This window comes from Spirosoma liriopis (assembly GCF_023196085.1).
GTDB lineage: Bacteria > Bacteroidota > Bacteroidia > Cytophagales > Spirosomataceae > Spirosoma > Spirosoma oryzicola.
This window is the reverse complement of record NZ_JALPRF010000001.1, coordinates 171,442-186,748: the sequence shown is the minus strand read 5'-3', so window position 1 is coordinate 186,748 and position 15,307 is coordinate 171,442. Positions and strand designations below refer to the sequence as shown.

General features: G+C 49.6%; 12 protein-coding genes. 5 read left to right on the top strand and 7 right to left on the bottom strand.

Annotated elements, in window-relative coordinates:
• Positions 1-77 precede the first annotated feature (77 nt).
• Complete coding sequence (locus M0L20_RS00785; RefSeq protein ID WP_248475210.1) at positions 78-2,870, bottom strand: TonB-dependent receptor; 2,793 nt, start codon at positions 2,868-2,870, stop codon at positions 78-80.
• A gap of 176 nt (positions 2,871-3,046) precedes the next feature.
• Positions 3,047-3,967, bottom strand: a complete 921-nt coding sequence (locus M0L20_RS00780; RefSeq protein ID WP_232558922.1) for an RluA family pseudouridine synthase — start codon at positions 3,965-3,967, stop codon at positions 3,047-3,049.
• 226 nt (positions 3,968-4,193) lie between these two features.
• On the opposite strand from M0L20_RS00780, the gene M0L20_RS00775 reads away from it, so the two are divergent.
• Positions 4,194-5,333 carry an FIST signal transduction protein gene (locus tag M0L20_RS00775; protein ID WP_232558921.1) on the top strand — a complete coding sequence of 380 codons (1,140 nt, stop codon included), beginning with the start codon at positions 4,194-4,196 and terminating at the stop codon, positions 5,331-5,333.
• Positions 5,333-6,862, top strand: a complete 1,530-nt coding sequence (locus M0L20_RS00770) for an ATP-binding protein (RefSeq protein WP_232558920.1) — start codon at positions 5,333-5,335, stop codon at positions 6,860-6,862. The genes M0L20_RS00775 and M0L20_RS00770 overlap by 1 nt, the downstream gene beginning before the upstream one ends.
• Positions 6,863-6,867: 5 nt before the next feature.
• Here the strand turns inward: M0L20_RS00770 and M0L20_RS00765 are convergent, their stop codons facing one another.
• Together M0L20_RS00765 and M0L20_RS00760 are read right to left on the bottom strand one after the other, a co-directional pair.
• The gene (locus M0L20_RS00765) at positions 6,868-7,647 is read right to left on the bottom strand and encodes a LytR/AlgR family response regulator transcription factor (protein WP_248475209.1); all 780 of its coding nucleotides are present in this window, start codon (positions 7,645-7,647) and stop codon (positions 6,868-6,870) included.
• Between the two features lie 22 nt (positions 7,648-7,669).
• Positions 7,670-8,845 (bottom strand): sensor histidine kinase, encoded by a 1,176-nt coding sequence (locus M0L20_RS00760; protein WP_232562862.1) that lies wholly within the window; start codon positions 8,843-8,845, stop codon positions 7,670-7,672.
• Positions 8,846-9,026: 181 nt separating this feature from the next.
• On the opposite strand from M0L20_RS00760, the gene M0L20_RS00755 reads away from it, so the two are divergent.
• Positions 9,027-9,872, top strand: a complete 846-nt coding sequence (locus M0L20_RS00755; protein ID WP_248475208.1) for an SdiA-regulated domain-containing protein — start codon at positions 9,027-9,029, stop codon at positions 9,870-9,872.
• Between the two features lie 24 nt (positions 9,873-9,896).
• Here M0L20_RS00755 and M0L20_RS00750 read toward each other — a convergent pair whose 3' ends face one another.
• Positions 9,897-10,922 carry a GntR family transcriptional regulator gene (locus M0L20_RS00750; protein ID WP_248475207.1) on the bottom strand — a complete coding sequence of 342 codons (1,026 nt, stop codon included), beginning with the start codon at positions 10,920-10,922 and terminating at the stop codon, positions 9,897-9,899.
• Positions 10,923-11,118: 196 nt separating this feature from the next.
• Between M0L20_RS00750 and M0L20_RS00745 the strand changes: the two genes are divergently transcribed.
• Complete coding sequence (locus M0L20_RS00745) at positions 11,119-12,249, top strand: AI-2E family transporter (RefSeq protein WP_232558916.1); 1,131 nt, start codon at positions 11,119-11,121, stop codon at positions 12,247-12,249.
• 74 nt (positions 12,250-12,323) lie between these two features.
• On the opposite strand, the gene M0L20_RS00740 is transcribed toward M0L20_RS00745, so the two are convergent.
• Entirely contained in the window at positions 12,324-13,331 is a 1,008-nt protein-coding gene (locus tag M0L20_RS00740) for a nitrilase-related carbon-nitrogen hydrolase (protein WP_232558915.1), read from the bottom strand.
• A 175-nt stretch (positions 13,332-13,506) separates the two neighbouring features.
• On the opposite strand from M0L20_RS00740, the gene bshB1 reads away from it, so the two are divergent.
• A complete protein-coding gene (gene bshB1 / locus M0L20_RS00735) occupies positions 13,507-14,226 on the top strand; it encodes a bacillithiol biosynthesis deacetylase BshB1 (protein ID WP_232558914.1) in 720 nt (239 codons plus the stop codon).
• Positions 14,227-14,301: 75 nt separating this feature from the next.
• Here bshB1 and M0L20_RS00730 read toward each other — a convergent pair whose 3' ends face one another.
• A complete protein-coding gene (locus tag M0L20_RS00730) occupies positions 14,302-15,303 on the bottom strand; it encodes a hypothetical protein (protein WP_248475206.1) in 1,002 nt (333 codons plus the stop codon).
• Positions 15,304-15,307: the final 4 nt, after the last annotated feature.

Sequence of the window (15,307 nt, the reverse complement as noted above, 5' to 3'; positions counted from 1 at the left end):
CAGAGGGATTGCCACCAACCTATTCTAATTAAGAACTAACGATCATAGCGCGTATTAACCACTACGATCAACGATTTTTAGGACCGGGGACGGCCGCTGCGGCTGCCACCGCCATTGCCCGCCGGAGCAGACTGTTGTTGCTGACCACCTCCGTTACCGCCGTTGTCGCCACCGCCGTTATCACCCTCTTTCACGTCGTCGTTATTGATTGATCGCCGACTTCTGCGCGGAGCGTCAAAACTCATTTTGCCCAGTTTGTAGCTAAACGTCAGCTTGACACCAGCGTTGTAGAAGTTCGTCGTTGCATTCTGGGTCAGGATGGGCGACGAGAGTTCTGAACGCATCGTGAACGGATGGTTGAGGAAGTTTTCAGCAGCGAGACCAAGGCTGGCTTTTTTGTTGTTAAAGTCTTTTCGAACACCCAGGTTGTAGAAATACATGCTGGTTTGGTAGCCCTGCAATTGAACTTGTCTACCCCGCATGCCGCCAAAAGCCTGGAATGCCCAACCGTTTGCGAGCGATACTGTGCCGTTGATACGGCCCGAAATGACCCAGCCTGAGTTTGACGCTGCATAGATCGGGTTGGTATTGTTGTTGGTCAGACTGACGTGGTACAGATCAATACCGCCACCAAGCTGTAGTTTAGAAAACAAGGTGCCATTACCGAACAGGTTCAATCCGTAGGCGTCCTGATGACCGACGTTCTGGTAGGTAGTCCGAATCACCTGTTGAAGAACCGGATTGACGACATCGCCAAACGATTGCTGCGACACATCCCGCACCGCTGTAATTTCATTGTTGGTACGCCGGGCAAACAAGGAAGCGTTCAGGTACAGTCCTTTGATGTTTGTACTGGTACTGAACTCAACGTTGTCGGTCAATTCGGGCGATAGCAGCGGGTTACCCTGCGTAATATTGGTCGGGTTAGCTGCGTTGACGTTCGGGTTCAGGAACTGAATACCGGGACGCTGAATACGGCGGTTATAAGCCAGCTTGATAATCTTGCCACCGCCAATGTTCTTGGAAATATTGATACTCGGTACGATATTTCCGTAGTCGGGAATGGATGTTGACTGCCCGGCTGATTCGTTACTGAACTTCGCGTTGATGAACGTGTATTCGTAGCGAGCACCCGCCTTGATCGTAAATTTGTTTTTTGTGGTCAGCGTGTAAGACAGGTAAGAAGCCGCTATGTTCTGATCGTAAAGCAGGGTGTTTCCTAGGCGAGTTGGATCAATCTGGTAATCGCTTTCGGCTCCGTTGGCAAAGTAATACTGGTACTGACTATTCGCCTGACGAAAAATCCCCTTAGCACCAAATTCGAGCAGCTGGTTCTTTTTGATGGGCGTCTGATAGTCAAGCTGTAAGGTCGATTCCTGGTTGTAGCTATTGTTGTCGTTTTTCTGCCGGGAGGTGATCGTCTCAAAATCAGTACCGCTCAGAATATCCGCCACGAAATCGTTGGTACGGTTGTTACGGCTGTACAGCGCAAGGATGCTGAACTCCTGCTGTGGTTTGTACGTCTTGGTGTACGTTATGTTCGCATCGACCGTTCCCGACAGGTCTTTGGTTTGTACATTCCGGTTGTTGATCGAAGGGAAATAACCGCTAGACTGGAACGTCTGGGTCAGTAGGTTATACTGGTTCGTGTTTCCGTTTCGGGCTCCGTAACGCAGGCTGGCCGTAAGCGAGGTGTTTTTATCAATGTCGTAATCCCAGCCCAGTTGAAAATTACCAAATAAGCGCTGACTCAACGTGTTGGCCGTTTGAAGGGTCCGTACGCTGCTGCCTGAGTTCGATAAGGTAGTCTGGTCGTTCGCGAACGATCCCCGAACGTTGTATTCTGTCCGACCGAAACCACCCAGGTTGAAGCCCATTTTACCGACGCGGTAGTTACCGTTCAATCCCAGATTACTACCCCGGTTTCCGACGCCACCGTCAACGTTAAGTGTCGCACCCTGTAGTGTATTTTTCTTGGTTACAATGTTGATGATCCCCGCCGATCCTTCCGCGTCATACTTAGCCGAGGGGCTGGTAATCACTTCAACGGTTTTGATCTGGTCGGCTGGAATCTGCTTGAGCGCGTCTGCTACACTACTGGCGACAATGGTAGAGGGCTTGTTGTTGATCAAAACCGTTACGTTACTGCTACCGCGCAAACTAACGTTTCCATCCATATCCACCGAAAGCATCGGTACCTTCCGCACAATGTCGGTAGCGTCACCGCCTTTCGCCGTAATGTCTTTGTCCGCGTTGTACACAAGCCGGTCTACTTTCTCCTCGATCATGGCGGCCTGACCAACTACATTCACTTCCTTAAGCGTCCGGACATCTGACGAAATCTTGATGGTGCCCAGATTGATGTCGCTACCCCGTTCGATGGTGATGACGTTGGAACGCTTGTCTTTATAACCGATGAACGTAAATAAAAGCCGGTATTTGCCGGGAGCCAGTTTGGGAAGCACGAATTTACCGGCTGCGTCAGCCGTTGTTCCGTCAATTGGCTTGTTCGTTGCGGTACTCAGGACAGCAATGGTCGCAAATTCGACGGGTTTGTTACTCGACGAATCGACCAGAACCCCCGTGATTTTGCCGTTACCACGGGCGATAGGCTCCGCTTCCGAACCGGTCGTTCCTGGTCTGGGCTGGTTATCGGCAGGAGCCGAAAAATCGTCCCGCGTCGGGCTTGCTGGCAGCGTAAATGTATCTGGGCTTGAAGGCGTACCGGTTGTACTGGAAGGCGTCGTATTGGCAGGCGTAGCAAACGGGTCTGGCCGGGCTGCCGGCGTCGTGGGTGTCCCACTCGTTGGCACCTGGGCAACCGCAGCCGTTGAACCGATAATGAGTATAGATAGTAATAACCTTTTCATGACATTCGGGATTGACAGGTCAAAGGTGCGTCGATGAATCTACGTGGGGAAATGAAATTGGCCGAATGCCGATTTTTGAATGCCGAAGCCGGAGATTGAGGGGTGGAAGCATTCGCTTTCAGGTAGAACAACGCACGAAAAACCAATCGTTACCGAATAGCGGTTTACCTACACGGCTATGCCTCCCGTTCCTTTACAACGCTTAAAAAACTCTTCGGCACAGGGGCATCAAACCGCATGGGCTGGCCACTGATGGGGTGCTCAAAAGCCAGTACCTCAGCGTGTAAACCCAGGCGTCCGATTGGGTCCGATGTGGCCCCGTATTTGGCGTCGCCCACGATTGGATGACCAATGTCCTGCATGTGAACGCGGATTTGGTTTTTTCGGCCCGTTTCTAATTCCAGATTGAGCAGCGCGTAGCCGTTGGCACTTTTTACAACGTTGTAATTCGTAACCGCCAACTGGCCGTTATCCGGATTCTGACTTGAATAAACGATCAGAGCTTTGCTTTCGCGCAGGTACGAAACAACCGTACCGGTTGGTGGTTCGGGTATGCCTTCTACCAGGCCAACGTAGGTTCGCTGTTTGGTCGTCGCGTTCCACGATTCCTGCATCAACCGCTGTACTTTCTCGCTTTTGGCAAACATCATCACACCAGACGTTTCACGGTCGAGCCGGTGGATGATAAAAATCCGGTTCTTGGGATTCTCTTTCTTAATGTAATCGCTTAAGATGCTGTAGGCTGTGCGGTCTCTTTCCTTATCGGTACCCATCGATAGCAAACCAGCCTGTTTGTTGATTACAATCAGGTGCGAATCTTCAAATAGGATAGTAAGACCCCGATATTGAGACGTTTGAGGGGCTCGGTTGGCGGCTACCGTAACGATCTGCCCCGCCCGTAGGGGGTGATTGAACTGCGTATATACTTTGTCATCAACAAGAATCTGCTTGTTTTTTAGCAAAGACTTGATGTTATTTCTATTCTTGTGAGGCAACTGCGCAATCAGAAACGTCATTAGTTCGACTGGTTCTGAAACGGTTAAATTAACGTCGGTGCGTTCACCGCGTCTCCGGGGAGATTGGTCTGGTTTATCCATTGGACAAAGATACGGGTTCGCAGTCGTATCCTACCGCTAAACATTGTCATAACCTTTTGGCCAGACTGGTAATTTGGTAAACCTACGTTTTAGTAGCTATATCATTGCGATAAAATAAATATATAAATATAATGTATTACTATATAGTAAAAATAACTATATAATTACGTAGAATTGTACTTATATAGATAATGTGTATCGAGATGTACACACGTCATTACACACGATGAGAATAGGGCAGACAAGGTTTGTCGGTGGCAGCTGGGAAACGATTTCAGGAACGCCGGATTTTCGGCCCGAACAGGCGCAGCTTGTTTTGGCCTTTGGCGAACGAAGGTTATTGGAAGAGGGTGATCATTACAAACACCTGCGTCAGCTCTACCCGACAGCGCACATTGTCATCAACTCTACGTCAGGGGAAATAATTGCCGATAAAGTTTATGACGATACCCTGGTTGTTACAGCCATTGAGTTTGAGAAGACAACCGTTCGGGCGGTTCAAATAGATATTGCTGATTACAAAGAAAGCTACGGGACTGGTGAACAGATTGCCTGCGCGTTGAGTGACGATAATCTGGCCGCTATTGTCCTCATCTCGGACGGTGGCGTTGTCAATGGGAGTGATCTAATTGAAGCCAGCAACCAATGCCTGAACCGCCTGGTTCCCGTAATTGGTGGGTTAGCCGGTGACGGCGACCGTTTTGAACGAACACTGGTAGGATTGAATCAGAATCCTGTTTCAGGCAAAGTTGTAGGTGTTGGCTTGTATGGTTCGGCGTTGAAAATAGGGCATGGATCGGTGGGGGGCTGGGACGTGTTCGGTCCTGAACGTGAAGTGACCAAATCATCCTACAACGAATTGTTTCAGATAGACGACCGCATTGCTCTTGATCTATACAAAGACTATCTGGGAAAATACGCCGATGGCTTGCCCGGAACGGCTTTGTTGTTTCCCTTGTCGATCCGAACGACGCTTGACTCACAACCGCTGGTGAGGACAATTTTGTCCATTAACGAAACGACGAAAAGCATGACGTTTGCTGGCGACATCCCGCAGGGTTCCCGCGTCCGATTTATGCGCGCCAATCTGGATCGGCTGGTCGAAGCGTCGGCCACGGCGGCTCAGGCATCCCTTCAACAACTGGGAGAAACGCCCGAACTGGCCCTGCTTATCAGCTGCGTTGGGCGCAAACTTATCCTGGGGCAACGTACGGAGGAAGAGGTTGAAGTGGCCCGTGAAATATTCGGTCATCAGCCTATAATGACCGGGTTTTATTCGTACGGAGAAATTGCGCCGGCGGGGCCGGACAGTCCTGGCGAATTACACAATCAGACCATGACCATAACCATCCTTTCCGAGCGGTAATGAACGTTAATTCACTGCACAAAATCCTGATCCGTCAGATAAACCGTCATTTGACCCCGGAATGCCTGGAACACGAACGTTTTCAGCAGTTTATTAAAGCTGTCAATGACTCGTACCTCAATTTTGACCGGGATAAAGAGTTGCTCGAACACTCGGCCCTGCTTAATGAACGCGAATACTCAGCGATAAATCAGCAGTTGAAAGACGAGGTTAGCCAGCGACGCCAGTCGGTAGAAAAGCTCATGGAAGCCATTCATCTGATCGAAGTTCCGGAGGGTGAATCTATGGCGGATTTCGACCCGAACAATCTAATCGGTTTAGTTGGTTTTTTGCAGCGGCAGATTGAACACCGGAAAACGATTGAAGCGGAGTTACGGAATGCAAAAGAAGTTGCCGAAAACGCCACACAGGCTAAGTCGGATTTTCTGTCGATGATGAGCCACGAGATCCGCACCCCGCTCAACGGGATCGTTGGCATGACGTACCTGATGATGCAGGAGGAAGTGCCTTTGGCATTAACTGAAAATCTAAAAACTCTCCAGTTTTCCATCGAACACCTGCAAGCGCTGATCAATGATATTCTGGATTTCAGCAAGATAGAAGCCGGGAAGGTTGAACTTGAGGAAATCAATTTCGATCTGAAGCAACTTGTCTCAAACATCAAACGGGCGCAGCAGGCTAAAGCGCAGGAAAACGGTAACCGAATCCGGTTGATGATCGACGACGACATTCCTGATTCGCTGGTTGGCGACTCGCTGCGAATTGGGCAGGTACTAACCAACCTAGTGTCTAATGCTATCAAGTTTACGAACCAAGGTACGATTACGATAGAGCTGTCTCTGGAGCACCGCACCGAAGAACGGGCTTCTATTTACATATCGGTGCAGGATACGGGCATAGGCATTGCTAAGGACAAGCAGGAAGCCATTTTTACGATGTTTACGCAGGCTAACTCGGCCACGACCCGAAAATTCGGGGGGACGGGCTTGGGCTTGGTAATCACCAAAAAGCTGCTTGAGTTGTATGAGAGCGCCATTCAGATAAAAAGTGAGGAAGGCAAAGGAGCAACCTTTTCGTTCACCCTCGATCTGGGAATCAGTCGTGTAGCTGTACCCGCAATGGCAATGCCCGATACCGTCGATAACAAGACCTTAAAAGGGCTGAAAGTTCTTTTGGTTGAGGATTACCCCGTGAATGTAAAGGTGGCGATGAAGTTTCTGACCATGTGGGGGATTGACGTAGAAACGGCAGAAAATGGTCTAATCGGCGTCAACAAATACCGGGATGGGCAGTTTGACCTGGTTCTGATGGATCTTCAGATGCCAGAAATGGATGGCTATACAGCGGCCTACGAAATCAGTAAGCTGGATCCCGATGTACCGATCATTGCGCTGACGGCTTCGGCCACATTCAGCAACCAGGACCGGGCCGTCAAGGTCGGTATGGTCGATTACGTTACCAAGCCGTTCAATCCAAAAGATCTATTCTATAAAATCGCTAAGTATAGCCAGCGTCAGATACTTCTGTAAGCCAGCTACTTCCCCAGCCATTCTTTAAATTCGGTTACGCGGTCTCCACTGACAAAGACTTCCTGCTTTGTTTTGGGCATCAGGTCAAGCTTGAGTTTGCCCGCCGAAAACGTATGGATGGTATGGATGGCGGGCAGTGACACTAAAAACTGGCGACTGATGCGAAAAAAATGGCGTGGATTAAGCAACTGCGTCAGCTTGTCTAGACTGTAGTCAACGGGAAGGTTTAAGCCATCCTTTGTAACCAGGAAAACAATTTTTTCTTCCAGATAAAAATACGCGATGTCGTGCGTACCGATGCTCCGGATCTTATTCCCGACTGTGATCATGAACCGATCTTTGTAGTCCATTTCGCGGGGCTTGCCAATCAAACTTAACAGCGTGTCCAGATCGGGGGTAGGCGGACTCATTACGCCAAACTGCTTCTTGAACGACTTGAATTTTTCAATGGCGGCTACCAGCTCATCGTAATTAATCGGTTTGAGCAGATAATCGATGCTATTCACTTTAAACGCCTGGATCATGTATTCGTCGTAGGCCGTCGTGAACACAACCGGTGTGGTCAGATTGGCCTGCTCGAAAATCCGGAAGCCTAGGTCATCTTCCAGGTGAATATCCATAAACACCAGATCGATAGCCGGATGGCTCGGTTGGCTTAGCCAGCCTACTGCTTCGGCCACGGACGGCAACCGGCTTAAGACGTTAATGGTCGGATCGTACTTGTGCAGAAGACTTTCCAGTCGTTTGGCCGTCAGGTTTTCATCTTCGATAATAACTACGTTCATTGTTTAGCAGACAATTAAGCGATTAGACGATTGTACTAGCCGCTGGCTCACTGACCGGGATTCGCTCGTTTAAAAGCGGAATCTTTACGATAAAATCACCTTCATTCTCGCCCACCCAGACTGGCTGGTCGGTAAGCAAAGCGTATCGGGTAATGATGTTTTGCAATCCGACGCCCGTCGAATGTTCGGATTGCGGGCGCGGCTGGAGGTTATTCTGCACAATCAAATTTTCGCCGTCGAGCTGAATGTATACGTGCAACGGTTCCTTGGCCGACATTCGGTTGTGCTTAACGGCATTCTCGACCAGCAGTTGCAAGGTCAACGGGGCAATGCTGTACCGACTCTGATCGGCTTCGGGTACATTGATAACCACGTCAAACTTGTTTTCGAAGCGAATGTTCAGCAAGAAACGGTACGCCTGAATAAACTCAAGCTCGGTTTTAAGCAATACCCGTTCGTTATCCTTTTGCTCCAGAATGTAGCGGTACGCTCGGGACAACTGATCGATGAATTTTTCGGACAGATCCGCATCGGCATGGACCAGCGATGACAGAATGCTCAGGCTATTAAAGAGAAAGTGTGGATTGACCTGACTTTTAAGGGCGGCAAACTGAGCCTGCACGTTTTCCTTTTCGAGTCGTTCGGCCCGTACCTGCACATCTTCCAGCTGGCGGTAGGCCCGGCGGTTGGCGGCCAGATAAAAAGCCGACAACATCGCCATCACCGTCAGACCATTGTTGACGCGTCGGCGCTGCTCCCGGTTTTTACGGCGCTCTTCGGAAACGGGGGGTGTGGGTTCAACCCGTTGCGGGCGTGGCTCCTGCTCACGAATAAGGCCAAAGCCCTTTTGCAGCGTATCATCCACACTATGCCAGATCGTGTAAAAAGCAATGTTGAAAACAACGGCCAACGCGCTGGCAATGGCCAGAGTCGCTAATTGGGCCGGAATCTTGAACTCGATGAGAAAGCCTTCGCCAGAGCGCTTAAAAAGCCGTTGCTGAAGCCACTCCGTTACGTTGATCCAGGAATAAAAAAATAAAATGCTCAGTATGGTTTCCAACAACCAGAACGGAATGCTGCGTTCGACAAGCGACCAGCTAAATGCCGATATGTTAACGTAGAGCCGAATAGGCCAATAAACGGCAAACACGCTCAGGGCGAGTTGCCATTTTTGTCGATTCGTCAGGCGATGGGTCATAGTTGCGGCAGTCATTATACAAAGCTAAGTATAGTGAATACCACACAAAAAAGAAACCGGCGGAATGCCAGTTTCCGCAACCTGAATGACGCCATTCTGTTTTTGAGTAAAGACGACTGCGCGAATTAGTAGTTGAAATTACAGGTCTTACGTCTATTTTTACCGGCAAACGCCCTTGTTCATGAATCGTATCATTACCGGAATCATGCTGTTACTGGTCAGTTGCGGCCCTTCATCCGAAACGAAAAAAAGCGCGGAAGATACTCCCGAAGCGGGAAAACTTGCGGCCTCGTTCACGCTACCGTATCGGCTCACGGCACCCGATGAAACCTATACGTTGCCCAAAGCACTGGAAGAAATATCGGGGCTGACGTACTACAAAAACGATCAGCTACTTTGCGTACAGGACGAGGAAGCGGTTGTGTATGTGTTCGATACGAAAAAGAAGGCCGTCGTTAAAGACTTTGGCTTTGGTGGATACGGTGACTTTGAAGGTATTGAATATGTAAACGATGAGGTTTACGTGCTGGAAAGCAACGGTAATCTGTTTCGCTTTAAACCGGAGTCAACTCAGATTGGCCGGACTAAAACGGATCTGCCCAAGAAAACAGAGGTCGAGGGTCTGGGTTACGATCCTAAAACGAAGCGGTTGCTAATTGCGGTCAAAAATGGTGGTCCGTCGAGCGACAAGACCGTTTATTCGTTCAATCTGCTGAACAAGGCTGTTTTTAAGGACATGAGCCTGAACGATGAACAACTCGAAGGCGCGGGTATAGACCCCAAAAGTTATAAACCATCCGGCATTGCCGTTCATCCGATTACGGGCGAGTGGTACATTCTGACATCGGCGGGCAAGCGGTTGCTGATTACCAACCGACAAGCCAAAATCATCTATTCCGAACCGCTCGATCCGAAACAATACCGTCAGCCCGAAGGGATCTGCTTCGCGCCCAACGGCGACCTGTTTATTGCCAGCGAAGGAAACGGCAAAAAAGGCTACATCATGAAGTTTGCGTATAAAAAATAAGGGACTGACTTCGACGGGCATTGTTTATAGCGATGCCCGTCGAATAAGCTTAAACGGATTTTTGATTTTTTCGGAGCGATGCGCCAGCATAAGTTGTGCGGCTGAGCGACCCATTTGTTCATGATCGGTCGAGACGACCGTAATGCCATCGGCGAGTACTTCTTTGAGGGGTGTTTCGTTGAACGATAGAATACCAACGTCGCGCCCAAGCGTCAGGTTTTGGCGTCGTACCTGCCGGACAAGCTCAGCCAGATCGCTGTCTTCAAGCACAACATAGGCCGTACCCGGTTCTATCGTGTAGTTGACCGTTGTGGCTAGAACCGAAAAATTCTTTTTGTAGTGAACCGCGTAGTTTCTGAATCCCTGGATAATCTCGGTAGGGTAGCGCACGTCTCCGGGAAAGATTAAAACCAGCTTACCGTATTTTTCGAGCAGATCCGATCCTGATTCCAGCGCTTCGTATAAGTCGTTGTCGAACTGCTGATAGACAGCGATGTAGTCACCTTTCAGATCAGGTAGTCCTTTATCCAGTAGAACCAGTTTGTTGGCCGGAATGTCGGATAGCAGCGAGCGAATGTTGACCGATTGAGCCGGAGCCGTTATTTGGTCGTAGAAATGCGGCATGACAACGTAATAATCGTAGTCGCCCTGTCCGTCCTGAATGAGTTGAGCGCACTTGGCTGTATCGTGGTGGTGCAAGCGCAGGTCAACTACCGCGCCGGGGCCTAGCGCATCGAGGAGGGCGTAATAAATGATTTTTTTGTAGGCGCTGAGTTTGTTCATGAGCAGCAGCACCCGGAGCTGGTCCGGCCCTTCGCGCCGAACAAAATAGCCTTTGCCCCGAACCGACTCAATGACCCCGTCTTTCTTAAGAACCTTGTAGGCTTTCTCAACGGTGTCGCGCGCCAGATAAAATTCGACGCTTAATTCGTTGATCGACGGTAGCTGTTCATCGCGGTGTAAGGTTCCTGTTTCTATTCCGTGCAAAACGGCTTCAACGATCTGACGATATTTCGGAATACTGGAACGTTCGTTGATGGTCAACTGCATAAGGTTACAGGTAGGGTTTGGGACAGTAAAGTAGGCGATTTTTTTGTAAAGCCATAATCCGTCAACCCACACACTACTGGCTGTCCGCAATTGTCGATTCGCTCTACCAACGAAAATAATTTGGGTATTGCACCCGTAAATAGGGTAGCCGATTGATCGTCATTTTAGTTTATGCGTAAATGTAATCTTAGCCCGTATGCTCTCTGACGTTAAGCGACCCCACTATCACCAGTTCTCACTATCATTATTATCGCTTGCTATTATAACCGCAGCCGTCTATCTAGGTCAGGATATTCTGGTTCCGTTGGCCATGGCGGGCTTACTAGCGGTCTTGTTACGACCTGTCGAAGATCGCCTTATGCGATTGGGTATACACAAAGTAATTGCCATTAGTCTGGCATTGTTGCTGGCTGCTGTTGTACTGCTGGGTACTGCCGCCGTATTATCGATGCAACTGGCAGATCTAACGGACGACATTCCTAAAATTCGTCAGAACATTAACGATGTTTACCACGAAGTGCAGCAGTGGGTTCGACGCGAGTACAACGTTAGTTATCGCCAGCAAAACCAGTACATCCAGAAGGCGCAGGCCCAAACGCTGAACAGCTTACAAAGCCCGGATACACTAGGCGTTATTGCCGGGCCGCTCGGTACGCTTACGCTAATTCCAATTTACGTCTTCTTGCTGCTTTACTACCGGACAATGCTCATCCACTTTGTCGTGGTTCTTTTCTCGGAAAAATACAGCAGCCAGGTGCATGAAGTAATGACAGAAATCAAGGGCGTCATTCAGAGTTATATGGTCGGCTTACTGTTCGAAACGGTCGCCGTTGCGATACTCAACACGGTCGGCTTATTAATATTGAACGTTCAGTATGCCGCGTTGCTGGGGATAATGGCCGCCATCCTGAACCTGATTCCGTACATTGGTGGGTTGGTTGCCACAGCGCTAACGGTGTTGATTACGTTTAGCAACCAGCCCGACGTTCCCATTGTTCTTGGCGTTGTGGGTGTTTTCCTTTTTGTGCAATTTATTGATAACAACGTCCTTGTGCCGCTTATTGTAGCGTCAAAAGTGCGGGTCAATGCGCTTGTGTCTATTGTTGGTGTATTAATTGGTGGAGCGGTAGCGGGTGTGTCCGGTATGTTTTTGTCGATTCCCGCCATCGCCATTATGAAGGTAATCTTCGACCGGGTTGAGAGCTTACGGGCGTGGGGAATTCTACTGGGTGATCAGACACCCGAAGAGATGGGCAACAATTTACTACGCCTGCCCAAACGCCGACGAAAAGTAATTATAATCGACCCAAGCGAAATGACTGAATAAGATTCGATGTTGAATAGAAGCCCTAGAGAATTCAAATTGCTCATACGCATCGTTCTTAGGGCTTCGACTACCCGCTAACTATACATTTTTTTGATCACTTCCTGCTGTGTTCGAATAAAGTGCTGACGTTCGGCGGGTTGACTCAGTAGTGTATTGGGGGGGAAGAAATTGTGTCTGGCGTAGCTTTCGGCAAATAGCTCAAATCGCTGACGAGCCAGCAGATTGCCCGCTGCCGGACGTTGCCGAAATTCCCGTAGCATCGCCAGATCGATATCGGCATTGGCTACCATGCTCTCGCCGTAACCGGCTTCGGCCAGCACTGTCCCTTTGGGGTCAATGATTTTGGAACCGGCGTCAGAACTGCCCATAGGTAGCGAAGTGCCGACGAGACCAGCTGAATTAGCTGACACCACGTAAGTCATGTTTTCGATGGCGCGGGCCATCTTAGCAACGTTGCGTTGGGTCAGTTGCGGACTACCCACTTCCGATGTAGAGTGCAAGAGCACTTCGGCCCCCCGAATGGCTAAACAGCGGGCTACTTCGGGATATAGAATATCTTCTGACGCGATACAGGCTAGATTACCGATGTTGGTTTTAACGACGGGAAACAGTGAATCGTAACCGTAGGCGTCCAGGTACAACTCCCAAACGTCGTGGGGGGTAGGCGACAGCATCGAGTTCAAACGCCGGTAGCGCAGGAGCACGTCACCGTTGGGACCGATGATAAAGCTGGTTTGGAAATAAAGCTCCGGAAAAAAAGAATCTTGCTCGTAGGCGTTTCCTGAGAAGTAGATTTGCTGGCGCTGAACCATTGCACTGAGTGCTTCGTAAATGCGTCCGTTGATCTCGAGAGCCGCTTTTTCCCGCCATTGGTCAGTCGTTTCGTCTAGCGGGAAACCTGTCAGGAAGTATTCAGGAACGACAACGAGTAAGGTATCGCGTCCAATGAGGTTGATGGAAGCCGCTATCTGTTTTTCAAGGCGGTCGATGGTTTGAAGCATCGCCGTTTCAGCCTCGTCGCGGGTTTGGTAAGCATTGACACTTTGACAGGTTACTTGAAGAGCAAGCGCTTTATACGACATAACTACGTTTGTGTGGGAATGGTAAGGGTTCTGCGTCAAAAATAATTGTTTCGATGGAAAAATGATGCATCACTGTTTTTAGGCATAAGCGAACAAATTAGCGTATTCTTTGATTGTCAGAGTAACTGGCTGTTGATGAAAATAGGGAAAAGTCAGCATAATTAATGCGAAGTTCATGAAAGTAGATGTATTGGCTATTGGGGCTCACCCCGACGATATTGAAATGACCTGCGCAGGTACCATCCTGTCGTTGGTCGAACAGGGTAAAACCGTGGCTGGCGTTGACCTGACCCGGGGTGAATTGGGCACGCGGGGCACACCCGAAACACGATTGAAGGAAGCCGAAGAGGGAGCGCGGATTATGAAGTTAGCAGCCCGCGAGAACATGGGATTTCGCGATGGATTTTTTCGCAACGACGAAGCGCATCAGATGGCGCTGATACCGATTATCCGTCATTACAAGCCCGACATTATTCTCACTAACACCGTCGAAGACCGGCACCCCGATCATGGTCGGGCGGCTCAGTTGGTTATCGAAGCTTGTTTTTACGCCGGTTTACGACAAATCAAAACGGTCGGGAAAGACGGTCAGCCGCAGGATGCACACCGGCCTATTTACATCTACCATTTTATTCAGGATCGTTCGCTCAAGCCCGATTTCGTGGTTGACGTAACGCCGTATTGGGATCGTAAACTGGATGCGATCAAAGCCTATAAAAGTCAGTTCTTTGATCCAAGTAATACTGAACCACAGAGCTACATTTCGGGCGAACCGTTCATGAAGTTTCTCGAATCCCGCACCCGCGAACATGGCCACATGATTGGCGCTGAGTTTGGCGAAGGCTTTATTTCGAAGCGGATGCTTGGCGTAAAAGATTTGTTTCAGCTCGTCTAGCGTTCTGGACCAGTTAATAAGCCGATTGACAATTAGTTTTAGACAGGCCGTGTCTTGCTGACACGGCCTGTTTGTTTATATAGCCAGTTGCTTCCGGACCGCTTCCAGCCACAGGGACCGGCCCTGGCAGTTCCAGTGCGTATCGCCGTTTAAATACGGGGATTGTTTTGCCTGCTTGTAAGGCAAGTAAATATTTACCGTTTTAACGCGTAAAGCGGGACTGTTCTGTACCCGTTCGATCAGGTGGTTATAAGCACCACGATTCGGTTCCAGAATAGTAGCTTTGTTTGGAATAATGGACAGATAAACGTCGTCGAAACCCAGTTGACGGTAGCGGTCGGCCACCGAATTGAGGCTGTCTACCAGTGTATTGACCTCCGCATCCGACAGCTCGGAAAAAGACGATAGCTTCTTCCGGGTAGTGTCCGTATCGAAATCCAGGAAAATGTTTTTCTGATCGCGGGATAAGCTGACACCCGTACTCGCCCGGTTGAACCAGTCGAGCGTCAGAGCCGCTTTGGCCTCTTTAAACCAGAAGGCCCAGTCCTGGCTGAACAGGGTAGACGCCAGCCGTTCTTCGACGTCAGATCGGTGGTAGTCGGCGTTCAGTTTTTCCCACCACATCTGGATGGGAGTAGGGTTTTGCGCGGTATCCTTCTCGACTACTAGTTCATTCACGGGTTGGGCAAAATGTTCGCGAAAATGCCGTTCAACCGTTTCCAGCAACAACACATTTCGTTTGCTTGGGTCTAGTTGCGCCCGTTGCGTAAAGCCCCATTTTACCCGTTGGTAATGGCTTACCCGAAAATCGTTCTGACCGATGCGTTGCTCTTCTGAGAAGCTATCGCCGATGATGTATAAATGCGTGGAAGCCGTGTCGCTCGCCCGGTTCGATGGGGGGCAAACGGGCTGATCATCCTTAAACTGCGATAGGGCCGAAATCCGGTACAGATCGCCGTGGCGGTAATCATCAACGATGACACCGGCGTTGTATAACCAGTGTGAAACGGTTGAGGAAAGACCAGCTACCCACAGAATAAGGGCGACAAAAAGAACAGTATATCGAAGAAAACGCATGGTG